Annotated in this window: 21 protein-coding genes; 13 read left to right on the forward strand and 8 right to left on the reverse strand. The window is 69.8% G+C overall.

Annotated features, from left to right (window positions below; all coding sequences use genetic code 11):
- The first annotated feature begins 56 nt into the window (after window positions 1-56).
- The 5 genes from ACFYWJ_RS23880 (at window position 57) to ACFYWJ_RS23900 (ending at window position 6,360) form a co-directional block, all read left to right on the forward strand.
- A complete protein-coding gene (locus ACFYWJ_RS23880; RefSeq protein ID WP_355278105.1) occupies window positions 57-1,577 on the forward strand; it encodes a class I adenylate-forming enzyme family protein in 1,521 nt (506 codons plus the stop codon).
- A complete protein-coding gene (locus tag ACFYWJ_RS23885) occupies window positions 1,574-2,350 on the forward strand; it encodes an SDR family oxidoreductase (protein WP_355278107.1) in 777 nt (258 codons plus the stop codon). Before ACFYWJ_RS23880 ends, ACFYWJ_RS23885 begins: the two co-directional genes overlap by 4 nt.
- Window positions 2,351-2,453: 103 nt before the next feature.
- On the forward strand, window positions 2,454-3,437 hold the full coding sequence (locus ACFYWJ_RS23890; RefSeq protein ID WP_355278109.1) for an MDR family oxidoreductase: 984 nt from the start codon (window positions 2,454-2,456) through the stop codon (window positions 3,435-3,437).
- Between the two features lie 9 nt (window positions 3,438-3,446).
- Window positions 3,447-4,640 carry a MaoC family dehydratase N-terminal domain-containing protein gene (locus tag ACFYWJ_RS23895; protein WP_355278110.1) on the forward strand — a complete coding sequence of 398 codons (1,194 nt, stop codon included), beginning with the start codon at window positions 3,447-3,449 and terminating at the stop codon, window positions 4,638-4,640.
- A gap of 28 nt (window positions 4,641-4,668) precedes the next feature.
- Complete coding sequence (locus ACFYWJ_RS23900) at window positions 4,669-6,360, forward strand: class I adenylate-forming enzyme family protein (protein ID WP_355278111.1); 1,692 nt, start codon at window positions 4,669-4,671, stop codon at window positions 6,358-6,360.
- 295 nt (window positions 6,361-6,655) lie between these two features.
- Here the strand turns inward: ACFYWJ_RS23900 and ACFYWJ_RS23905 are convergent, their stop codons facing one another.
- The 5 genes from ACFYWJ_RS23905 to ACFYWJ_RS23925 all read right to left on the reverse strand — a co-directional run bounded on the left by ACFYWJ_RS23905 (window position 6,656) and on the right by ACFYWJ_RS23925 (window position 12,194).
- Window positions 6,656-7,708 carry an acyl-CoA dehydrogenase family protein gene (locus tag ACFYWJ_RS23905; protein WP_355278114.1) on the reverse strand — a complete coding sequence of 351 codons (1,053 nt, stop codon included), beginning with the start codon at window positions 7,706-7,708 and terminating at the stop codon, window positions 6,656-6,658.
- Window positions 7,705-8,937, reverse strand: coding sequence for an acyl-CoA dehydrogenase family protein (locus ACFYWJ_RS23910; RefSeq protein WP_355278117.1), 1,233 nt, complete (start codon window positions 8,935-8,937; stop codon window positions 7,705-7,707). The genes ACFYWJ_RS23905 and ACFYWJ_RS23910 overlap by 4 nt, the downstream gene beginning before the upstream one ends.
- Window positions 8,938-9,128: 191 nt before the next feature.
- Window positions 9,129-9,902 (reverse strand): enoyl-CoA hydratase/isomerase family protein, encoded by a 774-nt coding sequence (locus ACFYWJ_RS23915; RefSeq protein WP_355278119.1) that lies wholly within the window; start codon window positions 9,900-9,902, stop codon window positions 9,129-9,131.
- A 4-nt stretch (window positions 9,903-9,906) separates the two neighbouring features.
- Entirely contained in the window at window positions 9,907-10,995 is a 1,089-nt protein-coding gene (locus ACFYWJ_RS23920) for an acyl-CoA dehydrogenase family protein (protein ID WP_355278122.1), read from the reverse strand.
- Window positions 10,996-11,024: 29 nt separating this feature from the next.
- Window positions 11,025-12,194 (reverse strand): acyl-CoA dehydrogenase family protein, encoded by a 1,170-nt coding sequence (locus ACFYWJ_RS23925; protein WP_355278125.1) that lies wholly within the window; start codon window positions 12,192-12,194, stop codon window positions 11,025-11,027.
- A 123-nt stretch (window positions 12,195-12,317) separates the two neighbouring features.
- Between ACFYWJ_RS23925 and ACFYWJ_RS23930 the strand changes: the two genes are divergently transcribed.
- From ACFYWJ_RS23930 to ACFYWJ_RS23965, 8 genes are all read left to right on the forward strand, one after another.
- The gene (locus tag ACFYWJ_RS23930) at window positions 12,318-13,124 is read left to right on the forward strand and encodes a GntR family transcriptional regulator (protein ID WP_355278128.1); all 807 of its coding nucleotides are present in this window, start codon (window positions 12,318-12,320) and stop codon (window positions 13,122-13,124) included.
- A gap of 310 nt (window positions 13,125-13,434) precedes the next feature.
- The gene (locus ACFYWJ_RS23935; RefSeq protein WP_355278131.1) at window positions 13,435-15,030 is read left to right on the forward strand and encodes an SMP-30/gluconolactonase/LRE family protein; all 1,596 of its coding nucleotides are present in this window, start codon (window positions 13,435-13,437) and stop codon (window positions 15,028-15,030) included.
- Window positions 15,027-15,884 (forward strand): SDR family oxidoreductase, encoded by an 858-nt coding sequence (locus ACFYWJ_RS23940; protein WP_355278134.1) that lies wholly within the window; start codon window positions 15,027-15,029, stop codon window positions 15,882-15,884. The genes ACFYWJ_RS23935 and ACFYWJ_RS23940 overlap by 4 nt, the downstream gene beginning before the upstream one ends.
- A 29-nt stretch (window positions 15,885-15,913) precedes the next feature.
- Window positions 15,914-17,287, forward strand: a complete 1,374-nt coding sequence (locus ACFYWJ_RS23945) for an aromatic ring-hydroxylating dioxygenase subunit alpha (RefSeq protein ID WP_355278136.1) — start codon at window positions 15,914-15,916, stop codon at window positions 17,285-17,287.
- Window positions 17,288-17,312: 25 nt separating this feature from the next.
- Window positions 17,313-19,136, forward strand: coding sequence for an NAD(P)/FAD-dependent oxidoreductase (locus tag ACFYWJ_RS23950; RefSeq protein WP_355278139.1), 1,824 nt, complete (start codon window positions 17,313-17,315; stop codon window positions 19,134-19,136).
- A complete protein-coding gene (locus ACFYWJ_RS23955; RefSeq protein WP_355278142.1) occupies window positions 19,133-20,065 on the forward strand; it encodes an SDR family NAD(P)-dependent oxidoreductase in 933 nt (310 codons plus the stop codon). The genes ACFYWJ_RS23950 and ACFYWJ_RS23955 overlap by 4 nt, the downstream gene beginning before the upstream one ends.
- Window positions 20,046-21,752: a thiamine pyrophosphate-binding protein gene (locus ACFYWJ_RS23960; RefSeq protein ID WP_355278145.1), complete on the forward strand. Its 1,707-nt coding sequence runs from the start codon at window positions 20,046-20,048 to the stop codon at window positions 21,750-21,752. Before ACFYWJ_RS23955 ends, ACFYWJ_RS23960 begins: the two co-directional genes overlap by 20 nt.
- Window positions 21,753-21,754: 2 nt before the next feature.
- The gene (locus ACFYWJ_RS23965) at window positions 21,755-23,182 is read left to right on the forward strand and encodes an aldehyde dehydrogenase family protein (RefSeq protein WP_355278147.1); all 1,428 of its coding nucleotides are present in this window, start codon (window positions 21,755-21,757) and stop codon (window positions 23,180-23,182) included.
- Between the two features lie 52 nt (window positions 23,183-23,234).
- On the opposite strand, the gene ACFYWJ_RS23970 is transcribed toward ACFYWJ_RS23965, so the two are convergent.
- From ACFYWJ_RS23970 to ACFYWJ_RS23980, 3 genes are read right to left on the reverse strand one after another with little or no spacing between them, the layout of a single operon-like run.
- Window positions 23,235-24,386 carry an acyl-CoA dehydrogenase family protein gene (locus tag ACFYWJ_RS23970; protein ID WP_355278150.1) on the reverse strand — a complete coding sequence of 384 codons (1,152 nt, stop codon included), beginning with the start codon at window positions 24,384-24,386 and terminating at the stop codon, window positions 23,235-23,237.
- Window positions 24,387-24,401: 15 nt separating this feature from the next.
- On the reverse strand, window positions 24,402-25,544 hold the full coding sequence (locus ACFYWJ_RS23975; RefSeq protein ID WP_355278151.1) for a thiolase family protein: 1,143 nt from the start codon (window positions 25,542-25,544) through the stop codon (window positions 24,402-24,404).
- Window positions 25,545-25,546: 2 nt separating this feature from the next.
- On the reverse strand, window positions 25,547-26,380 hold the full coding sequence (locus tag ACFYWJ_RS23980) for an enoyl-CoA hydratase-related protein (RefSeq protein ID WP_355278154.1): 834 nt from the start codon (window positions 26,378-26,380) through the stop codon (window positions 25,547-25,549).
- Window positions 26,381-26,703: the final 323 nt, after the last annotated feature.

The following is a 26,703-nucleotide window of genomic DNA, read 5'->3' on the forward strand; positions in this document are numbered from 1 at the left end:
GTACCCGATCGGGCTATCTGGTGAATCTTTGCAAGGATAGTGCTATCAAGGAAGTCGTGGACAGCTTCACCGGCAACATCCGTACCCCGCGCCCCGTCGCGTCCGCGCTCGACGATCCGCTGCGCGAGCGCCCCGACGCGCCCGCGATCATCGCCGCTTCGGGGACGTGGAGTTACGCCGACCTCGACGAACAGGCCGCTCGCGCGGCGGGTGCGCTGTGGTCGCTCGGCGTCCGGCCCGGCGATCGGGTCGCCGCCTGCCTGCCCAATGATCTCGGCATCGTCGCCGCGTTTCACGGCACGCAGCGCATCGGGGCGATCTGGACCGGTATCGGAGAAGCCAATTCTCCCGCCGAGCAACAGTATCTGCACGATCTGTGCGATCCGGTCGTCGTGCTGGCCGGTTCCCGCTGGGGTGGCACCGCACCGCGCGCGGTGTTCCCGGATCACTGGGATGACCTGACGACGAGGGCCGACCCCGCGCCCACCCTCGCCCACGACATCGACGCGCCCGCCGGAATCGCCTTCACCAGCGGCACCTCCGGTCGCCCGAAGGCGGTGGTCCACAGTCAGCGCAACCTGCTGCTGCCGGGCGCGGTGGTGCGCGCGACCCGCGACTGGGGCCCCGACCTGCGCCGGGGCGACAGCTTCCCGCTCACCATCTTGAACATGATGGTGCTGTCCACCCTGACCACGGCCCAGGCCGGTGGGTGTGCGGTGATCATGGACCGCCGCGATGCCGACGGGGTCGCCGAGTGGATCGCCACCCACCGGGTCACGGTGTGGAACGGCGCCCCCGCCCAGCTCTACGACCTCGCCCGCCGGCCGGGTGCGAATCTCGGCTCGCTGCGGGAGGTCTGGAGCGGCGGCAGCGACACTCCCGATACGGTGCGCACCGCCTTCGCCGCGGCCCACCACGGCCTCGTCCCGCGCACCACCTACGGTCTCACCGAGGCACCCACGGTGGTCGCCATCGATCCGCCGGGCGACGGCTGGACACCGGGCAGCAGCGGTCACGTCCTCCCGCACCTCGACGTCGCCGCCTACGACGACGAGAACCGGCGCCTGCCACCGGGTTCGCTCGGCGAACTCCGCCTGGCCGTCGCCACCCACGGTCCCTGGGCCGGACTCTGGCGCCCCACCCTGGGCTACTGGTCCGACGGCGCCGTTCGCCCACCGGAGCCGGGCCCGTTCGCCACCGGCGACATCGGCACCGTCGACGCCGAGGGCCGCCTGTCGGTGCTGGACCGCAAGAAGATGGTCATCATCCGCGGCGGCGCGAATGTCTACCCGCTCGAGGTGGAACGGGTACTCGCCACCCATCCCCGGGTGAGCAAGGTGGCGGTGTGCCCCGTACCGGACGAACGGCTCGGCCAGAAGGTGGCGGCCGTCGTCGAAACCGACAGCGACACCGTAGATTTCGCCGAGCTGGCGAGCCTGTGCCGGAAGGAACTCGCCGGGTACAAGGTGCCCGAGATCTGGGCCAGGGTGGACACGCTGCCGGTGAACGCCATGGGCAAGGTGGAACGCACCGGGCTCACCGCACTCGCCGTCACCGCCCAGCAGGAGAACCGATGAGCACCGAGCACGCGGCAGCCCTGCGGCTGTTCGATCTGACCGGCCGGGTCGCCGTGGTCACCGGCGCGTCCTCGGGACTCGGCGCCGCCGTGGCCGAGGCTCTCGCCGGACTCGGTGCCCGGGTCGCCGTGGTGGCCCGGCGCGCCGATCGGCTCACCGAGCTCGCCGACCGAATCGACGGACTCGCCGTCGTCTGCGATCTAGCCGACCCGGCGCAGGTCGGCACCGTGGCACCGCGGGTGATCGATCAGCTCGGCGCACCGACGATCCTGGTTAACGCGGCGGGCAACCGGTTCACCACCGCACGCGCCGAGGACGAATCGCTCGACGCCGTGCAGCGCACCCTCGGCCTCAACCTCGTGGCACCGTTCCTGTTGGCGCAGGCGCTGTTTCCGCACCTGCGCGACGCGGGCGGCGGATCGGTGGTCAACGTCTCCTCGATCAGCGGCCGGGTCGGCGTGCCCGGCATCCCCCAGGCCTCCTACGCGGCGGGCAAGGCCGGATTGTCCGGGCTCACCACCGAACTCGCGGTGCAGTGGGCCCGGCACTCGATCCGGGTGAACACCGTCGCGCCCGGCTTCTTCCGCAGCGAGATCACCGACAGCCTCTACGACAGCGACCGCGGCGCCGAGTACTTGCGCCGCAACACCCCGCTCCCCCGGGAAGGCACGGCCCAGGACCTGGTCGGCGCCATCATCTGGCTGGCTGGCGATGCCGCGCGCTATGTCACCGGGCAGACGATCGTGGTGGACGGCGGCTGGACCGCACGCTGACGACAGCGCCCGCTCCCGGGCGATTGACACCGAACACTCCCGATGAAAACATATCCATACCCAAGCGAGAATTACATTCTCGCAGGAGAGAGGGGTAGTACCCATGTTCTCGGCCATCCTTATCGAGAAGAGCGGCACGCCACCCGAGGTCAGCGCGACCACCGTGTCCGACGAGGCGCTGCCGGACGGCGACGTCACCATCGATATCGCCTACTCCACGCTGAATTACAAAGACGCCCTGGCCATTACCGGAAAGTCGCCGGTGGTCCGCTCGTTCCCGATGGTGCCGGGCATCGACCTGGCCGGCGTGGTCGCCGAGAGCGGTCACCCGGACTGGTCGGCCGGTGACAAGGTCGTGCTCAACGGCTGGGGTGTCGGGGAAACCCACTGGGGCGGCCTGGCCCAGCGCGCCCGCGTGCGCGGTGACTGGCTGATCGCGCAGCCGGACGCCTTCACCGCCCGCCAGGCGATGGCGATCGGTACCGCCGGCTACACCGCGAGTCTGTGTGTGGAGGCGCTGGCCGGACACGGCCTGCGACCGGAGGACGGCGAGATCCTGGTGACCGGCGCGACCGGCGGCGTCGGCAGTGTGGCGATCGCCCTGCTCAGCGCGGCCGGGTACACGGTGGCAGCGGCCACCGGAAAGCCCGCCGAGGCCGGGTATCTCGAGGATCTGGGCGCGAGCACCGTCGTCGACCGGGCCGAGCTCGCCGAACGCGGCAAGCCGCTGCAGAAGGAACGCTGGGCGGGCGTGGTCGACGCCGCCGGCAGCCACACATTGGTCAACGCGAGCGCGCAGGTCCGCTACGGCGGCGCCGTCGCCGCCTGCGGGCTGGCCCAGGGCATGGATCTGCCGGGCACCGTCGCCCCGTTCATCCTGCGCGGGGTCACCCTCTACGGGATCGACAGCGTCATGGCGCCGGTCCCGCGCCGGATCCTGGCATGGGAGCGGCTGGCTCGCGACCTCGATCCCGCCGCGCTGGACACCATCGCCGCCGAGGTTGCGCTGAGCGAGGCGATCGCCGCCGCGAACCGGTTCATCGATGGCACCGTGCGTGGCCGTCTCGTCGTCGACGTCAACCGCTGAGGGAGCATCGTGGCCACGAACAAGCGCACCGCCGCCGTCGAACTCGACCTCAGCGATGTCGAGCACCGGGTCGGCACCCCGATCGGCGGCGGTCAGCTGTGGGATCCGTGCAGCTCCTCCGATATCCGCCGCTGGGTCATGGCGATGGATTACCCCAATCCGCTGCACTGGGATCAGCGATTCGCCGGGGAATCCCGGTACGGCGGGCTGATCGCACCCCAATCCATGGCGGTCGCACTCGATTACGGGCACGGCGCGGCTCCCGCATGCGTCGGCCGCATCCCCGGTAGCCATCTGATCTTCGGCGGCGAGGAATGGTGGTTCTACGGCGCGCCGGTACGTCCCGGTGACACCCTGTTCCAGGAGCGCCGCTTCCACGACTACAAGGTCGCGGAGACGAAATTCGCGGGACCGACCATGTTCTCGCGCGGTGACACCACCCATCGCAATCAGCACGGTGTGCTCGTCGCCCGCGAGCGCTCGACCGCCATCCGCTATCTCGCCGAGGAGGCGAGCAAGCGCGGTATGTACGACGACCAGGCCGGCGAGATCAAACGCTGGACAGCGGCCGAATTGTCCGAGGTCGACGCCGTGCGCACCGCGTGGCTGCATTCCAACCGGCTCGGGGTCTCCCCGCGTTTCGACGACGTGAAAGTCGGTGACACCCTGCCGCGCCGCGTGATCGGACCGCATTCCATCGCGAGTTTCACCACCGAATACCGTGCCTTCCTCTTCAATATCTGGGGCACGTTCGGCTGGGTCGCGCCCGAGGGGGTCGCGGATCCGTGGGTGTATCAAGACCCCGGCTGGACCGAGGGTTTCGGCTTCGACGAAGAAGGCGCCAAGATCGATCCGCGGCTGCGTGACGGCCTCTACGTCGGCCCCTCCCGCGGCCATATCGATGCCGGCAAAGCCGGCGAGGTCGGCATGGCCCGCGCCTACGGATACGGCGCGACGATGGGCGCCTGGTGCACCGACTATCTCGCGTATTGGGCGGGCAACGAGGGTTTGGTCCGCCACACGAAGGCCGATTTCCGGCTGCCCGCTTTCGAGGGTGACGTCACCTATTTCGATGCCGAAGTCGTCGGCAAGGAGGCCCACTCGACGTGGGGTGTCCCCCTGGTCCAGATCGAGCTGAGGCTCACCGACCAGAACTTCGGCACGCTCGTGAAGTGCGTCGCCGAAGTAGAACTGCCGCGCTGAGCCGGAAGAAAGAACGGAAAGGTCGACGATGACCGAGAAAGTAGCGAGCCCGGCCATCGCGTCCGGCCCACCGCTGGCCGAGGAACCAGGACTGGGCACCCTGACCCTCCCCGGTTTCCTGCGCGAGGTGACCCAGCGATACGGCGATCGGGAAGCGCTCGTCTTCCACGACGACACCGGCGTCACCCGCTGGACCTACGACGAGCTGTGGGATCGGTCCGTCGCGGTGGCGCGCGCCCTGCGCGCCGCCGGGGTCGGCAAGGACACCAGGGTCGGTGTGCTGATGACCAATCGGCCGGAATGGCTGGCGGCCGTGTTCGGGACCTCCCTGGCCGGTGGCGTGGCGGTGGCGCTGAGCACCTTCTCCACTCCCGCGGAGCTGGAATACCTGCTGCGGCTGTCCGGCGTTTCCGTGCTGCTGTTCGAACGTGCGGTCGCCCGAACGGATTTCGCGACGGTACTCACCGATCTCGAGCCTGCGATCGGCACGGCGGCGCCCGGTGCCGTGCGATCGGCGGCCTATCCGTTCCTGCGCCACCTCGCCGTCGTCGGGACACCCCTGGACGGCGGCGCCATCGAGAGCTGGGACACGTTCGTCGCTCGCGGCGAATCCGAGCCGGTCGACCTCGTCGAGGCGGCCGCCGCCACGGTGCAGCCGAGCGATACGGCGGTGCTGTTCTTCTCCTCCGGAACCACGAGCAAGCCCAAGGGAATTCGCAGCGCGCACCGCGGGGTCACCATCCAGATGTGGCGTTTCCGGCGGATGTTCGGTTTCGGCCCCGACGACCATGTCCGGTGCTGGACGGCCAACGGCTTCTTCTGGTCCGGCAATTTCGGGCAGGCGCTGGGATCGACCCTGGCCGCGGGCGGGTCGCTGGTTCTCCAGTCGACCTTCGACGGCGCGGCGGCACTGGAACTGATGCAGTCCGAGCGGGTGAATTTCCCCGTCGCCTGGCCGCATCAGTGGGCCCAGCTCGAAGGCGCGCCCAATTGGGCGACGGTGGATCTGAGCGCGCTGCGGTTCGTCGACGTCGACTATCCCGCCGCCCGCCATCCCACGGTGACCACGACCTGGACCGAACCAGGGCACGCCTACGGCAATACCGAAACCTTCACCATCACCACCTGTTTCGCGGCCTGCACGCCCGAGGACACGATCGCGGGCAGCAGCGGTGAACTACTGCCCGGCAATACGATCAAGATCGTCGACCCGCTCACCGGAACCGTCCTGACCCGTGGCGCGAGCGGCGAGATCTGCGTCAAGGGCCCCACCCTGATGCTCGGCTACGTCGGCATCCCGCTGGACGAAACCCTCGATGCCGACGGCTATTTCCACACCGGCGACGGCGGCTACCTCGACGACCTCGGCCGCCTGTATTGGGAAGGCCGACTCACCGACATCATCAAGACCGGTGGCGCGAACGTCTCCCCGCTCGAAGTCGACGAGGAGCTCAATCGCTGTCCCGGCGTGAAAGTCGGTCGCACGGTGGGTATTCCGCACGATACGCTCGGCGAGGTGGTGGTGGCCTGCGTCGTCCCGCAGGCAGACACCGCCCTCGACGGCGAGGCCGTCCGCGCCTTTCTGCGCGAACGACTCGCCAGCTACAAGGTGCCCCGGCACGTCCTGCTCTACAGCGAGGACGACTTCGCCCTCACCGGCAGCGCCAAGATCAAATCCGCCGAGCTGCGCCGATTGGCCGCGGCCCGGCTCGCGACCTAGCGGAGAGCGCAGGAGGTTCCGGCGGCCCGCGCGCGGCGCCACCGGAATCTTGCTCGTACTGCCCGCGCAGCGTCGCCACGAGTTCGGCGGTGGTCTCGGCTTCGGTGACGGCGCCGATTCCCTGACCCGCACCCCAGGCGGGCGGGCCGCCGGGCGAACATCAGTTCCTGCACGATAGGAGTCACACCGACCTCTATGCCACCAGTTGCATGGGGCTCGTGGCGTCGATCACAATCACCCTGGCGATCCGGATCGGCGGTTGCCGCGACCCGATCGTCCGGGTGATCCGCGGGCGCTACCGATATCGGGCGGCGAGGATCCTGCGGTGCGCCTGCGGTTCGCCGAAGAGAGCACGGTTCAAGGTCGCACGCTTGAGATGGACATGGATTCCGCTGTCCCACGTGTAGCCGAATCCGCCGTGCAATTGCAGCGCGGCGCCCGCTACCCGCACAGCCGCCGTGCTCGTGTACGCCTTCGCCGCGGCCGCCGCGACGATCGCGTCGGCAGGCCGCTCGGTGAGCGCCCGGACCGCCGCGTCGACGAGGTGCCGGGCGACGGTGACCTGCACCAGCATGTCCGCGCAGGCATGCTTCACCGCTTGGAACGAGCCGACCGGGCGACCGAATTGTTCGCGCACCCGCACATAGGCGACGGTCGCCGCCAGCATGGCTTCGGCCGAACCCAGCGAGTCGCAAGCCACCGCGACGGCGGCTCGCGCGCGCAGCGCCTCCGGTGGGCTGTGCGCCGGAAAGGGCCAGACGGCGTGGACGGGCACCCGGTCGGCGGTCACCGCGGCGGCCGAGCGGGTGGCGTCGACCAGTGGTGTCGGGGTGATCGCCAATCCGCTGGTGCCGGGCACGACCGCGACGAGCGATCGTTTCCCGGCGTCGGCCCGCACCGGGACGAGCAGCAGATCGGCAGTCTGCGCGTCCAGCACGAAAGCCGCCGAACCGGTCAGCACGGGTCCGGCGGGCCCGCCTTCCAGCGCGAAGGCCGGATCGGTGTCGCCACCTGCGTCGAGGACCAGCACCGGCACCGTGCGCCCTGCGACCGTGTCCCGGACAACGTTGTCGCGTAGGTCATCTGCGACGACCTCGGCAAGCGCCGGGACCGACAGGGCCAGCACCGTCGGCAGCGCCGTGACGGCCGCGGCCCGGCCCACCTCGCCGAGCAACACCGCGACCTCGGCGAAGCTCGCTCCCGCACCATCGAATTCGACGGGTGCCGCCAACCCCGGCCAGCCGGCCTCGGTGATAGTCGCCCACGGCACCGGATCGCGGGCCGATTTCGCCAGCAGATCCCTGGCGAGGACGCGCAGATCGTCGTGGAATTCGGCGAAGTCGGTCATCGCTTCTCTCCCACCGGCTCGTGCGGCAGCCCGAGGCCGCGTTCGGCGATGATGGTGCGCTGGATCTCGCTGGTGCCACCGGGGATGGTCCATTCCCAGGAACCGAGGAAATCCAGGACCCAGGCGCCGGACTCCCAGCCGCCCGACATCGGCTTACACAGCACCGTGTGCGCCTCGACGCCGCCCAGTTCGGCGCCGAAATCGGTCATCCGCTGGAGGAGTTCGCTGTAGTACAGCTTCACAATCGACGCGTCGGCCGGTCCGCCCGTGCCCGCCTCGTGCCGTTCGACCAGGTCGCGGCACAGCGCGCGCAGGCCGGTGAGTTCGATCTCCAGTTCGGCGAGGCGATCGGCCACCACCGGATCGTCCAGCGCCCGGCCGCCGGGACCAGGGCGGGCGGCATCGGCCAGCAGCATGCGGAATCCGGCATTGCCGAGCCGCTCGGCCAGTTCGAGCATGGTCAGTCCGCGTTCGGCGCCGAGCGTGCGCTGGGCGACCTGCCAGCCGGCGTTCTCCGCGCCGATCAGTCCGCTCGCGGGTACCCGCACCTGATCGAGGAAGATCTCGCAGAAATGCGATTCGCCGGTGGCCTGGCGGATGGGCCGGACTTCGATGCCGGGGCTGCGCATGTCGAGCAGGAAGTACGAAATCCCTTGTCGCGCCGGCGCGGCCGGATCGGAGCGGGCCAGCAGCAGGCACCAGTCCGCGTACTGCGCGCCGCTGGCCCACACCTTCTGGCCGGTGATCACCCAGTCCTCACCGTCACGGACGGCGGCGGTCCGCAACGCGGCCAGGTCCGAGCCCGCGTCGGGTTCGGAGAAACCCTGCACCCAGATCTCCCCGTCGAGAATCGCGGGCAGATGCCGCGCGCGTTGTTCGGGGGTTCCCGCCGCGAGCAGGGTGGCGGCCGCGTGATGGATGGCGACGAAGGCGAGCACCAGCCGCGGCGCGTCGTGCGCGGCCAGCTCCTGGTACAGCACGATCTGATGCCCGACCGGCATCCCGCCCCCGTACTCCGCGGGCCAGTGCGGCACCGCGAACCCGGCGGCCCGCAGCCGTTGGAACCACTCCCGCTGGAACCGAACGAATTCCGCGTCGGACGCACCGAGCTGGGTCTGCCGCCAGTCCCCGGGGAGCTGGGTGCGGCACCAGTGCCGGACGTGCTCGCGGAATTCCGAGAGGTCGGCGGGCCACCGATCGTCCACTCCCACCAGGTCGGTCGGTGCCATCGCGTGCGCATCCACCACATCTGCCGCTGCCACCGGGCGCGCATCCACCGCATCCGCCGATGTCGTCGGGCGCGCGCCCGTTGCCGCCGCTGCCGCCGAGCGTGCGCCCGTTGCCTCCACCGCTGCCGCCGGGCCCGCACCCATTGCCTCCGCCGGTGCCACCGGACGCGCACCCATTGCCTCCGGGGGCGTCATCGGGCCCGCTGACGCAGGGCGAGCAGCCGGTCGCGGTGCTCGGTGGTCTGCATGGAGACGATCTCGGCGGCGAAGCCCGCCTGCATCGGGCCCGCCAGCGCCTGGCTGAGGTACATGTTCACCACACGTTTGGTGCCGCGCACCGCTTCGGGTGGCTGGGCTGCGATGCGGTGTGCGAGGGCGAGTGCCTCGGGCAGGAGTGCCTCCGGGGCGACCACGCGGCTGGCCAAGCCCACGTCGACGGCGGTGGCGGCGTCGATGCGGTCACCGGTGAAGAGGTACTCGCGCGTGCGCAGGATGGGGGTGAGCAGTGGCCAGAAGGCGGCGCCGCCGTCACCGGCGACCAGGCCGACCGCGACGTGCGGATCGGCCAGATAGGCCCGCTCCGACAGCAGTACCACGTCGCTGAGCACGGCGATGCTCGCGCCGAGGCCGACGGCTGCGCCGTTGACCGCCGCGATCACCGGCAGCGGGAAGCGCAGGATCTCCTCGATGATCTGCGCGCCCTCCCGGATGCTCTCGTCGCGGGCGACGGGGTCGTCGAGGAAGGAGGTGATCCAGTCCAGGTCGCCGCCCGCGCTGAACGTTCGTCCGGCGCCGGTCAGGACCACCACCCTGGCCTCGGTATCTGCGGCCAGGTGCCGCCAGACCTCGGCCAGCGCGCGGTGCAGATCGGCGTTCACGGCGTTGAGCGCGTCGGGCCGGTCGAACAGTACGAGGCGCACCGGGCCGTCGGCGGTCACGGTGAGTCCGGGTGGCAGCGGGTCCACGGGGTCACGCCCCTCGGGGATGGGAGAACGGACCGGCGAGCCCGTCGGCACCGATCCGACGGGTGAGCAGGTCCTCGGTACCGGTGATCCCGAGCGGCAGCCTGCGCAACGGCAGACTGTGCCGGGAAAGCCACGACAGTGTCGTCTCGTCGCAGAACCCGACCGCGCCGTGCACCTGGTGCGCGACCCGGAAGACGATCTCGGCGGCCTCCAGGGCGGCCAGCCGCAGGGCGAGGGCGTCGGCGACCGCGCCGGGCTGCCCGGTCTGGACACTCCACAACGCGTACCTGGCCAGCATCTCGACGCCCTTGCGCTCCACTTCCCCGTCGGTGAGCTGGAACTGCACCGACTGGAAATCCGCCAGTCGCTGCCCGAACTGCTCACGCACCAGCACGTGGTCGCCCGCCAGTTCCATGGCGCGGTCCAGCATCCCGAGCAGCGTCCAGCACGGCAGCACCAACGCCAGCGCCAGATTGCCCGCACCGCGAGCATCCAAGGTCCGCAACGCAATCGGCGTCACGAACGCTGTCTCCCGCGGAATCCGCCCGCCCGCCGCGGCGACGATTCCCGCCACCGCTCCCGCGCCGGAACGTCCGCCGACCGCCCCCTCGGATCCCCCACCGAGCCGCACCGAGAACTCTCCCCCGGCCCCGCCACCCAGCCGGACAGCGAACTCCCCACCCGTCCCACCACCGGACCGAGCCGTCGCGGTCCACCGCAGGCCTGCCGGATCCACCGCGACGACGCGCAGGTCGAGGTCTGCGATCGCGGCGGCGAGCTCCGGACCGGCCACCACGACGAGGGCGTCGGCGTCGAGGTCGTCCGCGCGGGACAGCCGCTCCGCCACCGGATACGGGACGGCCCAGTAGCCCGCGCTGCGGCACAGGGCGGCGGCCGCTTCCAGTTCGATCGGGTCGCGCCGGGGACTCAGGTCCCATGCGCCCAGCCGCGCGAGCACGGGCGCGATCGTGGTGTGCCGGATCGCCGGGTCGGCCTCGGCCAGCTGAACGAGGTCGTCACCGCCTGCCGCGCGCAGCGCGCGGAGTGCTTGACGGCCGAATTCGGCGGCCTCGCTGGATAATTCGAGATGCATGTCGCCCCCTGGTGGTAGCACGGCCGCACTCACGCGGCCGCCCCGGATCGTCGCGTTCCCGACAGCAACGCGCGGGCCAGCAGGATCTGCTGCATCTCGACGCTGCCCGAGGCCACGGTCGCGGCGTTCGCGTAGCGCCAGTGGTCGTCGACGGCGCGGCGGAAGTTCCGGCGCACGCCGACTTCGTCGGGTACGTGGGCGGCCAGTTCGGTGAGCAGCGCGGCGCTCTCCTGGTCCAGCCGGGTGACCGCGATCCGGTAGGCGGCGGCGTCGCCGGGCGCCACCCGACCCGTGTTCTGCAGGGCGACAACCTGATACGCCAGCAGCCGGGCCCGCCGGGCCCGCGTCAGCGCGCGGGCCCACCGGCCGCGCAGAGCAGGGGGCAGGCTGTCCCAGCGGTCGCCGAGCGCGGTCGGCGCGAGGTGCAGCAGTCGTTCGCAGCGGGCGTAGCGGGCGATGCCGACCCGTTCGAAGGCCAGCACCTCCTGCACCACGGCCCAGCCCTCGTCCACGGAGCCGAGCACGTCGGCCGGGCCGACCCGCACGTCGTCGAAGAAGACCTCGTTGAGGTGATGTGGCCCGAGCATGGAGCGGATCGGGCGGACCTCGATACCGGGCGCCGTCATGGGCAGCAGAAACACCGTGAGCCCCTGCTGTTTACGGCCACCGGTCGAGGTGCGGGCGAGCAGAAAGCACCACTGCGCCATGGTGGCGTAGGAGGTCCAGATCTTCTGCCCGGAGATCCGCCAGCCATCGCCGTCGGGGCGCGCGGTCGTGCGCAGCGAGGCCAGGTCCGACCCGGCGTCCGGCTCGGAGAAGCCCTGGCACCAGATCACCTCGCCCGCCGCGATGGGCGGCAGGTGCAGGCGCTGCTGCTCGGCGGTGCCGTGCCGCATGAGGGTGGGCCCGACCCAATTGACGCCCATGTACTGCGCACCGCGCGGTTCGTGGTGGGCCCACATCTCCTCGCGCACCACGGTCTGCTCCCACACCGACGCGCCCTGCCCGCCGAAGCGCCGCGGCCATGCCGCACAGAGCAAGCCACGATCGGCGAGCACGCCACAGAATCGCTGAGCCGTCGCCAGATCCGCGGGATCGTCGGTGAACGCGCCGAGAAAATCGGCCGGAACCTCCGCGGCGATCGACCGCCGGAGCTCGCTGCGCAGACCCGCCGCGGCTTCGCCCATGGTGAAGTCCATACGACGCACAGTACGTCAATCCTCATAAGGATAGCAATATTTGTGGGGTCAACGACGCCCCGATTAGACTGCGCCCATGGCGGAGACGACGACCCGGGATGCAGTGCGCGACAGGCGAGCCGCGTGACCGCCCCGCGCCGGGGCCGGGTCCCGCAGCGCCGCATCGCCGAGACGGTCGCCGCCGAACTGCGCGCCCGCATCCTCACCGGCGACGCGGACTATCGGCTCCCCACCCAGGACCAGCTGGTCCAGGACTTCGGCGTCAGCTACCCGTCGATCCGCGAGGCGCTGCGCATCCTGGAGACCGAGGGCCTGGTCACCGTCCGCCGCGGCAATGTCGGTGGCGCCGAGGTGCATCGGCCCGACGAATCCTCGGCCGCCTATCACCTCGGCCTCGCCCTGCAGGGCGCCCGGGTGACGCTCGGCGATCTGGCCGCGGGCCTGCGCATGCTCGAACCCCTGTGCGCGGCCGCGTGCGCGGGCCGGGCCGACCGGGCGACGACCGTGGTGCCCGCCCTGCTCGAGAATGTCGAGAAGTCCGCCGAACTGCTCGACGACGGGGCCGAATTCACCCATACCGCCAGGGAATTCCACGATCTGATCGTCACCCATACGCCCAATCTCACCGTCCGCTACATGGTGAGTTCGCTGGTCACCCTGTGGTCGGCGCAGGAGCAGGCATGGGCCCTCGAGCTCACCCAGGAGGGCTCGTACCCCTCCCGCGAGCAGGCCGACGCCGCCGTGCGCACCCACCGCCGGATCGCGCGCGAGATCGAGGCAGGTCGCGCCGCCGAGGCCGAGCGGCTCTACCGCAGTCACCTCTCGGCCACCCAGAGCCTCGTACTCGAGCGATACGACGCCGACATGATCAGCGCATCGCCCCAAGGCGCGCGGCCGACCGCACGGATGCGGCCGAGCACCCGCATCTGAGCCAGATCTCGCCCGTACCAGCGGATTCACGGATATCAGTCCGTCGGCACCACATCTTGGATAATCTAATTCTCAGAATCTTGCATATCTAGTTCCCTTGCCGTTCGACGAGCCCGCCCGACCTCGATCGTCGCCCTCGCGACACCGTGACACCACCTCGGAGCGCCTCGTCATACAGCCGTGCCCGGATTCGGAAAGGGCGCGCTGAGCAGCGATTTCACCGACCGAGCCCAGTATTGCAATCATTGCGAGGATTGACGTACGGTGACCCGCAACACCCACTGATCCGACCGTAGGGGAGGGCCCCGCAGTGACCCGAGGGGCGCGCTACCGCAGCGAGACACCATTCACCGTCGCCGAGGGCTGGAGCCTGCGCCGGCTGACACCACCGAGCCGCCTCTTCGGCGCCAACGGCCTACGGACCGGCGCGGACAACCGCATCTATGTCGCGCAGGTGGCCGGTAGCCAGATCAGCGCGCTCGATGTCGGCACCGGCGAGCTCGAGACCGTCAGCGCGAAGGGCGGCGAGATCGTCGCCCCCGACGATCTCGCCTTCGACACCGAGGGCAATCTCATCGCCACCGAGTACATGGACGCCCGCGTCAGCGTGCGCCACACCGACGGCACCTCGCGGGTACTGCGCGACGACCTGCCCGGCGCGAACGGCATCACCTTCCACCACGGCAGGCTGTTCGTGAACGAATGCCGGGTCGGTGGACGCCTGATGGAACTGCCGCTGGACGGCAGCGCACCGCGCGTGCTGCAGGACAACCTGCCGATGCCCAATGCCATGGAGTTCGGGCCCGACGGACTCCTCTACTACCCGGTCATGGGCACCAACGACATCTGGCGTATCGATCCCGACGGCGGCGAACCCGAACGTGTCGTCGGCGATCTCGGCGTGCCCGACTCGGTCAAGTTCGATGCCGAAGGGTTCCTCGTCTCGACCCAGGTCGGCACCGGCGAGGTGCTGCGGATCGATCCGCGCACCGGTGAGCGGCGGGTGCTGGCCGCGCTGGAGCCCGGCCTGGACAACTGCACCTTCGTCGGCAACCGGCTGTTCGTGTCGAGCTTCACCGGCGAGATCACCGAAATACTCGCCGGCGGCGCGACCGAGTCGATCCTGGAAGGCGGCCTCATGTGGCCGCTGGATCTGACCGTGGCTTCCGACGGCACCCTCTACGTCGCCGACGGCACCTACCTCTATGTATTCGGCGATGCCGGGCTGACCCAGGTCGCCTCGCTGTTCAGCCTCAACACCCCCGGCTACGTGCGCGGGGTCACCGCGGTGGGCCCCGGCGAGCTGCTGGTGGCCACCTCCTCGGGCGAGATCGCCTCCTACCGGCCGGGTCCCGAGCCGGTCACCGAGGTCCTGGCCGAGGGCTTCGACCAGCTCTACGGCATCGCCGTCACCGCGGACCGCACCGTGGTGGCCGCCGAATTCGGTGCGGGCCAGGTCCTTTCGCTGCGCGGCGGCACGGTCGAGGTGCTGGCGAGTGGCTTGGATCGCCCGCTCGGCGTGGCTCTCGGCCCCGACGACACCGTGCTGGTATCCGAGTCCGGCAGTGGGCGGATCGTCTCGATCGGCAGCGGCGGAGTGGACACCGTCGTCGACGGACTGGACACACCGCACGGAATCCTGGTGCGCGGCAACCAATTGCTCATCGTCGACGTCGGCCTCAAGGCGCTGATCGAGTTCGACCTCGCGACCAAGGTGCGCAGCGTGCTCGCAGCGAACCTGCCGGTGGGCGTGCCCGAAGGCGTGGTCGCCAAGCCGCTGCTCGGCACGCCACCGTTCTCCGGTCCGATGGGTCCGTTCGCGGGTATCACCGCCGGACCCGACGGCACCGTCTACCTCTCCGCCGACGCCGAGGGCAGCGTACTCACGCTGCGGCCACCGGCATGAGCGCGGCGGCGGGCTTCGAGGGCCTGGGTCTGCGGGACAGGATCGTCATCGTCTCGGGTGCGGGCGGCGGTGGCATCGGCACGGCGGTCACCCGCCTGGTCGCCACCGCCGGGGCGACCGTGGTGGCGGTGAGCCGGTCCACGGACAATCTCGACACCCACATCAATCCCCTCGCTGCCGAAGGACTTTCGGTGATCCCCGTCGCCGCGGACGCGAGCACCGACGAGGGGATCGCCACGGTCCTGGACCGGGTCGCCGACCTGCCCGGCAGCCTGCACGGGCTGGTGAATGTGGCGGGCGGCGCGGACCCGGCCACCTGGATGCCGGCCACCCGCGTCACCCGCGAGGACTGGCGCGCGCTGTTCGCCCAGAACCTGGAGACCATGTTCTTCATGAGCCAGGGCGTGGCCAGGGCGCTGCGCGAACAGGGCAGCCCGGGGTCGATCGTCTCGGTCTCCTCGATCAGCGGGATGAACACCGCGCCCTTCCACATCGCCTACGGCACAGCCAAAGCCGCACTCGTGGCCGCCACCCGGACGCTGGCCGTGGAACTGGCCCAGGACGGCATCCGGGTCAACGCCGTCGCCCCCGGCGTCACCGAGACCCCGGCCTCACGGGCCTACGTCGGCGCCGACCCCGACCGCGACCGGCGCGCCATCACCATGGGCAGGCGCGGTCAGCCCGAAGAACAGGCCGGCCCGATCCTGTTCCTGCTCTCTGACCTGTCGACCTATCTCACCGGCCAGACGCTGCTCGTGGACGGCGGCCTGAATCTGCGCTGGACCCATCTGGGCGGTGACCACACCTCGCTGTTCCTCGAGAACGAGGACTTCCGCGCCGCCATCACCCGCTGACGAACCACGGTGTGCATCAGGAGGATGTCATGACCGAAACCGCCGAGAACACCACCGATCCCGCCGCCGACCCGCTGTCGACCCCGATGACGATCGGCGTCGAGGCCTACATCTCCCCCGAGTACGCCAGAGCTGAGGGCGACCGCCTGTGGGCCAAGGTGTGGCAGCAGGTCTGCCGGGTGGAGGAGATCCCCCGCGTCGGCGACTACCTGACCTACGAGATCGGCGCGGACTCCATCATCGTCGTCCGCACCACGCCGGAGACCCTGCGCGCCTACCACAATGTGTGCGCGCACCGGGGCCGCCGACTCGTCGACACTCCCCCGGGCGCGCACGACGGTCGCGGACAGGCCCGCCAGTTCACCTGCAACTTCCACGGCTGGCGCTACGACCTCGAAGGCCGCAACACCTTCGTCGCCGAACGCGAGGACTGGCCGTGCGGTCTCACCGACCGCAACGACGGACTCCAGCGGGTCCGGGTCGACACCTGGGGCGGCTGGGTCTGGATCACCATGGACCCCGACGGCGAATCGCTGCGCGACTATCTCGAACCCGCCGCGAGCCTGCTCGAGCACTTCGAGCTGGAGAAGATGCGCTACCGGTGGCGCAAATGGCTGACCTTCGACTGCAATTGGAAGGTCGCCTTCGAGGCGTTCATGGAGACCTACCACGTCCCCTACACCCACCCGGAGTTCTCGAACTTCGGCTCCTTCCTCGGCTGGGCCCGCGCACAGGGCAAGCACAGCAATATCGGCTACGACGCCCCGAAGGGCATGGAGGAGAACCAGGCCAAGCTGCGCGTCGGCGGCGGCGCCGACGCCCGAGTCTCCACCGCCCAGCTGCAGAACTTCACCTGGGAGAACGCCAACACCAACACCACCCGCACCCTGGTCGACGTAGCCAACCGGCTGGTCGACGAACTGCCTGAGGACACCCCGTCCGACCAGGTGCTGCGCTACTGGCTCGAGACGGCCAGGGCCGAGGATCAGGCGCGCGGGGTCGACTGGCCCAAGGTCGAGCCCGACATCGTCGCCAAGAGCGGCACCGCCTGGCAGATCTTCCCGAACTTCCAGATCGGGCACGCGGTCAACAACATGCTCTGCTACCGGTTCCGCCCCTTCGGCACCGATCCGGACAAGTGCATCTTCGAGGCCGCGGTCTTCGAACTGTTTCCGGAAGGCGAAGAGCCGCAGACCGAATGGGAATACACCCCCGTCGGCGACCCCGGCTGGCGCACCGTGCTGCCGCAGGACTTCGACAATATGGCCGCGGTCCAGCAGGGCATGAAGTCGCGGGGCTTCTCCGGCCCCAAGCCCAACCCCTATCGCGAACGCAGCGTGGTCAACCTGCACCACAACCTCGCCCGGTATATGGACACCGGCGCTCCCCGTGATCTCGCGTGAATCACCCTCCAGCAAGGAAATCCGCATGAGCGACTGCGCACCCACGCAGACCCCCGACGTCGATGTCGAGGAACTCCGGGCCACCTACCTCGCCGAACGCGACAAGCGCGTGCGCACCGAGGGCCAGGGTCAGTACCTGGTGACCGACGATGGCTTCACCGACTTCTACGAGGGCGACCCGTACACGAGAGTCGTCCCCCGGGAACCGATCACCGACGACATCGGCATCGCGATCCTCGGCGGTGGCTGGGCGGGTCTGCTCGCCGCCGCCCGGCTCGAGGAGGCCGGGGTCACCGACTTCCGGATCATCGAGCTGGCCGGCGATTTCGGTGGCGCGTGGTATTGGAACCGGTATCCCGGCATCCAATGTGACACCGACAGCTACGCCTATCTGCCGCTGCTCGAGGAAACCGGCTACATGCCGACCGAGAAGTACGCGCGCGGCGACGAGTGCTTCGAGCACGCGCAGCGCATCGGCAAGCACTACAACCTCTACGGCCGCACGATCTTCAGCACGCTGGTGAAATCGCTGCACTGGGATGACGAGCTCGACCGCTGGCGCATCGGCACCAACCGCGGCGACGACCTGCGCGCCCGCTTCGTGATCATGGCGCAGGGCCCGTTCAACAAGCCCAAACTGCCTGGTATCCCCGGTATCTCGGAGTTCGCCGGCCACACCTTCCACAGCGCGCGCTGGGACTACGACTACACCGGCGGCAGTATGCGGGGCGGGCTGGACAAGCTCGCGGGCAAGAAGGTCGCGGTGATCGGCACCGGTGCCAGCGGCATCCAGATCGTGCCGCACCTGGCCGAAACCGCCGAGCACCTCTACGTCTTCCAGCGCACCCCCTCCTATGTCTACGAGCGCGGTGACGTGCCGACCGATCCGGAGTGGGCCGCCTCGGTGCAGCCGGGCTGGACCCGCGAGCGCAAGCGCAACTTCCACACCGCCGCGTTCGAGGCGTTCACTCCGGGCCAGGCCGACCTGATCTGCGACGGCTGGACCGAGGTCAGCCGCAACCTCGAGGCGCATCTCAGCGCCACCGGCGGGTGGACGACGCTGACACCGGAGAAGTTCCTGGAGCTGCGCGAGATCGAGGACTACAAGGCGATGGAGCGCGTGCGCAGGCGCGTCGACGAGATCGTCACCGATCCGGCCACGGCGGCCGCGCTCAAGCCGTACTACCGGTTCCTGTGCAAGCGGCCGTGCTTCAACGACCAGTACCTGCCCACCTTCAACCGCGACAACGTGACCCTGGTCGATGTCGCGAAAACCAAAGGCGTGGAGCGCATCACGGCCCGGGGCATCGTCGCCGACGGCACCGAGCACACGGTGGACTGCATCATCTTCGCCAGCGGCTTCGAGATCACCACCGACCTGGACCGCCGCTTCGGCATCGCGCCGTTCGCCGGCCGCGACGGCCGCTCGCTCTACGAGCACTGGGGCGAGGGCTATCAGACCTTGCACGGCCTCACCACCCGCGGCTTCCCGAACCTTTTCTTCACCGGGTTCCTCCAGGGCGGAGTCACCGCGAGCACCACCGACATGTTCGACCAGCAGGCCGAGCACATCGCCTACATCCTGAAACAGGCCGTCGACACCGGGGCCACCACGGTCGAGCCCACCGCCGAAGCGGTGCGGGAGTGGGTGACCACGGTGCGCGAAACCGCGGTCGACAACAGCACTTTCCAGCGGGAATGCACTCCCGGTTACTACAACAACGAGGGCGAGCAGACCATCCGCTCACACCTCGGCGAACCGTACTGGCCCGGCTTCTACGCCTTCGGTGACCTCCTGCGGGCGTGGCGCGACAGCGGGGACCTGCCCGGCCTGGAGCTGAGCAGATGACGTTGCGATTCGACGATCGTGTCGCCGTGATCACCGGCGCGGGGCGCGGTCTGGGCCGCGCCTACGCACTGCTGCTGGCCGCGCGGGGCGCCAAGGTCGTGGTCAACGATCTGGGCAGCAGTGTCCGCGGCGACACCGTCGAGGGCGATCCCGCCGCCGAGGTGGTGGCCGAGATCCGCGCGGCGGGTGGCGAAGCCGTCGCGTGCGGCGAGTCCGTCGCCACGCCCGAGGGCGGGCGCGCGATCGTCGACGCCGCGCTGACGCACTTCGGGCGGCTCGACATCCTGGTGCACAACGCGGGCAATGTCCGCTACGGCACCCTGCGCGAGCTGAGCTACGCGGACTTCGAGTCGGTGCTCGATGTGCACCTGCGCGGGGCGTTCCATGTGGTGCGCCCGGCCTTTCCGGTCATGGCCGAGGCCGGGTACGGCCGCGTCGTGCTCACCTCCTCGATCGGCGGGCTCTACGGCAACAAGGGCGTCGCCAACTACGCGGTGGCCAAGGCCGGGATGATCGGGCTGTCCAATGTCGTCGCGCTCGAGGGCGCGGACTCGGGCATCACCAGCAATGTCATCGTGCCCGCCGCGGTGACCCGGCTGGCGGACGGACTCGACACCTCCGCCTATCCGCCGATGGGACCCGAACTCACCGCCCCGGCGGTCGGGTGGCTCGCCCACGAATCCTGCTCGATCACCGGCGAGATGCTGGTGGCCGTCGCCGGACGGGTGGGCCGGGCCTATATCGCCGAAACCCCGGGGGTCCATCGGCCCTCGTGGACGATCGAGCAGGTCGGCGAGCAGATCGACGCGATCCGTGACACCACGGACTCGTGGATCCTGCCGCCGGTTCCGGCCGGTCACACAGATCACCTCAGGAAGAGTTTCGCGCTAGTGACGGAGGCACACCGGCATGTCGGTCAAGGTCTATGAACGGATCCTTCAGCTGTTCGAAGCCGAAGGCATCACCACAATTTTCGGGATCCCGGATCCGAACTTCGTGCACATGTTCCATCTCGCGGAGGAACGCGGGTGGAACGTCATCGCACCGCATCACGAGGAATCGGCCGGTTTCATGGCCGAGGCGGTCTCCCGGATGACCGGCACGGCGGCGGTGTGCATCGGCACCCTCGGGCCCGGCGTCGCCAATCTCGCCGGCGCGATGATGTGCGCGAAAGTGGAGAACTCGCCGGTGATCTTCCTGGGTGGTCAGCGCGCCCGGATCACCGAGCAGCGGGTGCGGCGCGGCCGCATCCAGTTCGTCAAACAGGCTGCGCTGTTCGAGAACTCGGTGAAGTACAGCGCCAGCATCGAATACGCCGACCAGACCGACGAGATCATCCGCGAGGGCCTGCGCAAGGCACTCACCGGAACGCCCGGCCCGGTCTATATCGAATACCCCTCGCACGTCATCCTCGAAGAACTGGATGTGCCCGCTCCCCTGCCACCGTCCGGGTATCGCCTGGTCGGCCAGACGGCGGGCGCGGACAAGATCGCCGAGGCGGTCGACCTGCTGCGGGCGGCGAAGCAGCCGATTCTGCTGGTCGGTCACGGTGCGCACACCGCCCGCGCCGGTGCGTCGGTGCGGGAACTGGCCGAGCTGCTGGCGGTTCCGGTGATCCAGACCTCCGGCGGCACCTCCTATATCGAGGGCCTCGAGGACCGCACCTTCCCGTACGGGTTCTCCCCGTCGGCGGTCGAGGCCGTGGTGCAGTCGGATCTGTGCCTGGCGATCGGCACCGAGCTGGGTGAGCCGGTGCACTACGGGCGTGGCAGGCACTGGGTCGCCAACGAGGCGAACCGGAAATGGATTCTGATCGAACAGGATCCGACCGCGATCGGGGTCAACCGGTCGATCGATGTGCCGCTGGTCGGCGACCTGCGCGCGATCGTGCCGCAGCTGGTCGAAGCACTGCGCGACACCCCGCGCACCGCCACTCCGGAACTCGCCGGCTGGATCGAGCAGGACACCGCGCGGCTGGCCGAACTCGCCGAGACCGCGCCGTCCGGGCGCACCCCGGTGCATCCGGCGCGGCTGATCGTGGAGGCCACCAAGGCTTTTCCCGCCGACGGCATCATGGTCCGCGACGGCGGCGCCACCACGATCTTCGGCTGGACCTACTCCCAGGCCAAGCCGCACGACGTGATCTGGAACCAGAACTTCGGCCACCTCGGCACCGGCCTGCCCTACGCGGTCGGCGCCTCGGTCGCCGAGGGCCGCAAACGCCCGGTGATGCTGATCTCCGGCGACTCCTCGTTCCAGTTCCAGATCGCGGAACTGGAAACCGCGGTGCGCCTGAACCTTCCGCTGGTCTCGGTGGTCGCGGTCGACTACGCGTGGGGTCTCGAGGTCGGCGTGTACAAACGCACCTTCGGGCAGGGCTCGCTCGAGACCGGCGTGCACTGGGGCACCGGGACCCGGTTGGACAAGGTCGCCGAGGGCTTCGGCTGCTACGGCGAGTACGTCGAGCGCGAGGAGGACATCGCGCCGGCGATCAAACGGGCCTACGCCAGCGGCAGACCGGGCGTGATCCACGTGGCCGTCGACCCGAAGGCGAACTCCGAGGAGATGCCCTCCTACGACGAGTTCCGCACCTGGTACGCGGAAGGAACCCAGTAGTCATGCCGGATATCTCCACGTTCTATGTCGGCGGTAAATGGATCGAGCCCGCCGGCACCGCGACCTTCGAGGTCGTCGACCCGGCCACCGAAGAGGTCTACGGCACCGTCGCCGCGGGCACCGCGGCCGATATCGACCGGGCGGTGGCCGCCGCGCGCGGCGCGTTCCCGAGCTGGTCGGCGAGTTCGGTCGACGACCGCCTCGCCGTACTGACCGCGATCGGTGCCGAGTTCGAACGCCGCCGCGGCGACATCGCGGCCGCGCTGACCGCCGAGATGGGCGCCCCGGCCGCGCTGGCCAACGGGTTCCAGCTGAATCTGGTTGCCGGACATCTCGATACCGCCATCGAGGTGCTGCGTGACTACCCGTTCACCGAGCAGCGCGGGGCCACCCTGATCGCCCGCGAGCCGATCGGCGTCGCGGGGCTGATCACGCCGTGGAACTGGCCGCTGAGCCTGATCGCGGTGAAGGTGTTCCCCGCGTTGGCCGCCGGCTGCACGGTCGTGCTCAAGCCCTCGGAGCAGTCGCCGTTCAGCGCGCAGATCTTCGCCGAGGTGCTCGACGCCGCCGGGGTGCCCGCGGGCGTGTTCAACCTGGTCCACGGTGACGGGCCCGGGGTGGGCGCGCCGCTGGCCGCGCACCCGGAGGTCGATGTCATCTCCTTCACCGGTTCCACCCGGGCCGGGATCGAGGTGGCCCGCGCCGCCGCGCCCAGCGTCAAGCGGGTCACCCAGGAGCTCGGCGGCAAGAGCCCCAATATCGTGCTCGACGACGAGCAGTTCGCGGCGAATGTCGCGGCGGGGATCGGTCCGCTGATGATGAACTCCGGTCAGACCTGTAGCGCGCTGACCCGGATGCTCGTGCCGCGCGCCCGCATGGACGAGGCGATCGCGGCGGCGAAGTCAGCCGCCGAGCAGCTGACCGTCGGCGATCCGACCACCGAGGTCGCCCTCGGCCCGGTGGTGTCGAAGGCGCAGTTCGACAAGGTCCAGTGGCTCATCCAGCGGGGTATCGACGAGGGCGCGACCCTGGTCGTCGGCGGCACCGGCCGTCCCGACGGGCTGACGAAGGGCTACTACGTCAAGCCGACGGTGTTCGCGAACGTCACCAACGACATGACGATCGCGCGCGAGGAGATCTTCGGCCCGGTGCTGACCATCCTGGCCTACGACAGCATCGACCACGCGGTGGAGATCGCCAACGACACCGAGTACGGGCTGGCGGGCAACGTCGCCGGCGCCGACCTCGACCAGGCACGGGCGGTGGCGCACCGCATCCGGGCCGGGTACGTCTCGATCAACGACGGGTTCGATTTCCACTGCCCGTTCGGTGGGTTCCGCAGGAGCGGCAACGGCCGCGAATGGGGTGCGTTCGGTTTCGACGACTACGTCGAGATCAAGGGCATCCTCGGGTACGCGCCGACGGCCTGAGAGACCGTGAAAAGCGCCGGGATCGTGGGATTCCGGCGCTTTTCACGTTGCGTCAGGACAGGCCGAGGTCTCTGGCGACGATCATCTTCATCACCTCGCTGGTTCCAGCGTAGATGCGGGCCACGCGCGCATCGGTGTAGAGGCGGGCGATCGGGTATTCCGTCATGTAGCCGTAGCCGCCGAACAGTTGCAGGCAGCGGTCGACGGTGCGGGCCTGTACCTCGGTGCAGAACAGTTTCACCCGGGCGGCGTCGGCGCCGGAGAGTACGCCGTCGACCAGGTCCGTCACGGCCCGGTCGATCATGGTCTGCGCGGCCTCGACTTCGGTGGACAGGGCGGCCAGCTCGAACTTGGTGTTCTGGAACGAGGCCACTGGTGTACCGAAAGCCTTACGCTCCCTGGTGTATTCGACGGTGGCGCCGATCGCGGCACGCGCCTGGGCGACCGAGCCGACCGCGACGGTGAGCCGTTCCTGGGGCAGGTTGTGGCCGAGATAGCCGAAGGCGGCACCCTCCTCGCCCAGCCGGTTGGCCACCGGCACCCGCACATCGGTGAACGACAGCTCCATGGTGTCCTGCACCTTGCAGCCCATCTTCTCCAGTTCCCGGCCGCGCTCGAAGCCAGCCATCCCGTCCTCGACGACCAGCAGGGTGAGTCCAGCCCTGCGGTTGCCGGGGTCGGTGGCGGTGCGCGCCACGACGATCACCAGATCGGCGAGCAGCCCACCGGTGATGAAGGTCTTGGCGCCGTTGAGGATGTAGTGGTCGCCGTCGCGTACCGCGCTGGTGCGCATCCCGGCCAGGTCGGAGCCGGTACCGGGCTCGGTCATGGCGATGGCGGTGAGCAGTGATCCGTCGGCCAGGCCGGGGAACCAGCGCTCGCGTTGCGCGGCGTTCGCATACTCGAGGAAGTACGGCAGGATGACGTCGAGCTGGGTGCGGACGGTCCCGAGGGTCACCAGGGCGCGGGCGGACTCCTCCTGCAGGACCACGTTGTAGCGGTAGTCGCGCAGGCCCGCGCCACCGTACTCCTCGGGCAGCGCGATGCCGAGCAGGCCGAGTTCGCCCATCTCGGTGAAGATCTCGCGCGGCATTCGCCCGGCGCGTTCCCAATCCGCGTAGTTCGGCACAATGCGCTTCTCGACGAAGCCGCGCACCAGTTCGCGGAACGCCTCGTGATCAGGGGTGAACAATTCACGACGCACGTCTTCTCCCCGGTCTCAGACGAGCTCGACGATGGTGGCGTTGGCGGTGCCGCCGCCTTCGCACATGGTTTGCAGGCCGTAGCGAATCCCGTTGTCGCGCATGTGATGCAGCATGCGGGTCAGCAGGACTGCGCCCGATCCGCCGAGCGGGTGTCCGAGCGCGATCGCCCCGCCCAGCGGGTTGAGCCGGGCCGGGTCGGCGCCGGTCTCGGCCAGCCAGGCCAGCGGCACCGGCGCGAAGGCCTCGTTCACCTCGTACACCCCGATCTCGGACAGCGTGAGCCCGGCGCGGCGCAGCACCTTCTCAGTGGCGGGAATCGGGCCGGTCAGCATGAGGACCGGGTCCGAACCGGCCACCGCGCCCGCCCGATAGCGGGCCAGTGGGGTGAGTCCCAGTTCGCGCGCCTTCGCCGGGGTGGTGAGCACCAGCGCGGCGGCACCGTCGGAGATCTGGGAGGAGTTGCCCGCGTGGATGACTCCGTCGTCACGGAAGGCCGGCTCCAGCTTCGCCAGCTTCTCCACGCTGGTCCCCCGCCGGATGCCCTCGTCGACCTCGATCACACCGTCGTCGGTGGCCACGGGCACGATCTGCTCGGTGAAAGCGCCCGCATCCTGGGCGGCGGCAGCGCGTTCGTGGGAAAGCACCGAGAACTCGTCAAGGCGGGTACGGTCCAGGCCCCACTTCTCGGCGATGAGTTCGGCCGAGACGCCCTGGTTGAAGGAGAAGCCGTCGTAGCGGGCCAGCGCCTGCGGACCGTACGGCGCGCCACCGGCTTTGGCGGCACCCAGCGGCACCCGGCTCATCACCTCGACCCCGCCGGCCACCACGACATCGGCCATCCCCGACATGACCGCCTGGGCGGCGAAGTCGACGGCCTGCTGACTGGACCCGCAGGCGCGGTTCACCGTCGTGCCGGGCACGCTCTCCGGCCAGCCCGCGGCCAGTACCGCGTACCGGCCGATATTGCTCGACTGGTCGCCCACCTGGGAGACACAGCCCCACACCACGTCGTCGACGACAACCGGATCGAGGCCGGTGCGTTCGGCCAGGGCGGTGAGCACGCGGGCGGACAGGTCCGCCGGGTGCACCCCGGCCAGACCGCCGTTGCGTTTGCCGACCGCGGTGCGGACCGCGCCGGCGATGACTACCTCGGGCATGCCTATCTCCCGTTCTCGGAGCTCGTGGGACGGATCGGTGGACGTTGCACCGTCCACCGCCCGGTGAAGCGTGGCTCGCGCCGTTCGGCGAACGCGGCGAAGGCTTCCGGCGCGTCGGCGGTGGCGAAGTTCAGGCCCTGCGCACGGGACTCGGCGGCGAGCGCCTGGCGCAGGGTGGTGTCGGCGCCTTCGTGCAGCAGCGCCTTGGTCTGGGCCAGCGCGACCGGCGGGCCCGTGGCCAGCCGGGCGGCGAGATCGTCGGTGAACGCGTCGATCTCGTCCGCGGGCTTGATCCAGGTGACCAACCCCAGCGCGTGTGCTTCGGTGGCATCGATGGTCTCGGCCAGCAGCGTCAACCGCTTGGCCTGCTGCATCCCCACCAGCCGGGGCAGCAGCCACGAACCGCCCAGATCGAGGGTGAGCCCACGGGCCGTGAATACCTGCGCGAAGGTCGATTCGGGCGTCGCGATCACCAGATCGCAGCCGAGCGCCAGATTCCACCCGGCGCCGATCGCGGGCCCGGTGACCTTGGCGACCGTCGGCAGCGGCAGCTCGTGCAGCAACGTCGCCACCTCGGCGAGCGGGCGCATGCGATAGATCGGATGCGCGTTGTCGGGCACCGAGATATCGGCCCCGGAACAGAAGGCGCTGCCCGCCCCGGTGAGGACCAGCGCCCGCACACCACGATCGGTAGCGACCGCCCGCAGCGCGTCGGCCAAGGCGGCGAAGAGCTCGGCGTCGATCGCATTGCGCCGGTGTGGGCGATTCAGGGTCACGGTGCGCACGCCGTCGCGGTCGGCGATCAGCAGCACCGAGTCCGCGGCGTCACCGGTCACGGCGCAACCTCCATCCGGCACAGGCTCTGGTGACATGCCGCCCACGAACTCCCGTCCGACGCTGCTCATCAGTCCGAATGCTCGCATCGGGCGCACGCCGTGCCAGTCGCGGCGCACCGGCGATGCACCGTGCCCGGTCATGATGGCGCGAACGACGACACGGTGCGGCGCCCGTAGCGACTGCTGCGCCGACGAGCGCACTCGGTGCGAGCCCGTGCGGGCCGGTGCAGGCCGGGCGCGGGCGCCACCGTGCGGGTCCGGATGCAGCCCCGGCCGGTGTAAAAGGACCGGCGAGGACGTTTCCGGAGCTGCTCGTCGGAGCC

Origin of the sequence: Nocardia sp. NPDC003269 (assembly GCF_042888005.1) — a bacterium.
Lineage (GTDB): Bacteria > Actinomycetota > Actinomycetes > Mycobacteriales > Mycobacteriaceae > Nocardia.

Excerpts from the sequence above, each read along its gene's own strand:
- ACFYWJ_RS23910 (WP_355278117.1), bottom strand. The coding sequence starts at position 8,937 with ATGGCACCGACCGACCTGGTGGGAGTGGACGATCGGTGGCCCGCCGAC.
- ACFYWJ_RS23960 (WP_355278145.1), top strand. The coding sequence starts at position 20,046 with ATGTCGGTCAAGGTCTATGAACGGATCCTTCAGCTGTTCGAAGCCGAA.
- ACFYWJ_RS23975 (WP_355278151.1), bottom strand. The coding sequence starts at position 25,544 with ATGCCCGAGGTAGTCATCGCCGGCGCGGTCCGCACCGCGGTCGGCAAA.
- ACFYWJ_RS23940 (WP_355278134.1), top strand. The coding sequence starts at position 15,027 with ATGAGCGCGGCGGCGGGCTTCGAGGGCCTGGGTCTGCGGGACAGGATC.
- ACFYWJ_RS23955 (WP_355278142.1), top strand. The coding sequence starts at position 19,133 with ATGACGTTGCGATTCGACGATCGTGTCGCCGTGATCACCGGCGCGGGG.
- ACFYWJ_RS23885 (WP_355278107.1), top strand. The coding sequence starts at position 1,574 with ATGAGCACCGAGCACGCGGCAGCCCTGCGGCTGTTCGATCTGACCGGC.
- ACFYWJ_RS23965 (WP_355278147.1), top strand. The coding sequence starts at position 21,755 with ATGCCGGATATCTCCACGTTCTATGTCGGCGGTAAATGGATCGAGCCC.
- ACFYWJ_RS23890 (WP_355278109.1), top strand. The coding sequence starts at position 2,454 with ATGTTCTCGGCCATCCTTATCGAGAAGAGCGGCACGCCACCCGAGGTC.
- ACFYWJ_RS23945 (WP_355278136.1), top strand. The coding sequence starts at position 15,914 with ATGACCGAAACCGCCGAGAACACCACCGATCCCGCCGCCGACCCGCTG.
- ACFYWJ_RS23950 (WP_355278139.1), top strand. The coding sequence starts at position 17,313 with ATGAGCGACTGCGCACCCACGCAGACCCCCGACGTCGATGTCGAGGAA.
- ACFYWJ_RS23920 (WP_355278122.1), bottom strand. The coding sequence starts at position 10,995 with ATGCATCTCGAATTATCCAGCGAGGCCGCCGAATTCGGCCGTCAAGCA.
- ACFYWJ_RS23900 (WP_355278111.1), top strand. The coding sequence starts at position 4,669 with ATGACCGAGAAAGTAGCGAGCCCGGCCATCGCGTCCGGCCCACCGCTG.
- ACFYWJ_RS23925 (WP_355278125.1), bottom strand. The coding sequence starts at position 12,194 with ATGGACTTCACCATGGGCGAAGCCGCGGCGGGTCTGCGCAGCGAGCTC.
- ACFYWJ_RS23905 (WP_355278114.1), bottom strand. The coding sequence starts at position 7,708 with ATGACCGACTTCGCCGAATTCCACGACGATCTGCGCGTCCTCGCCAGG.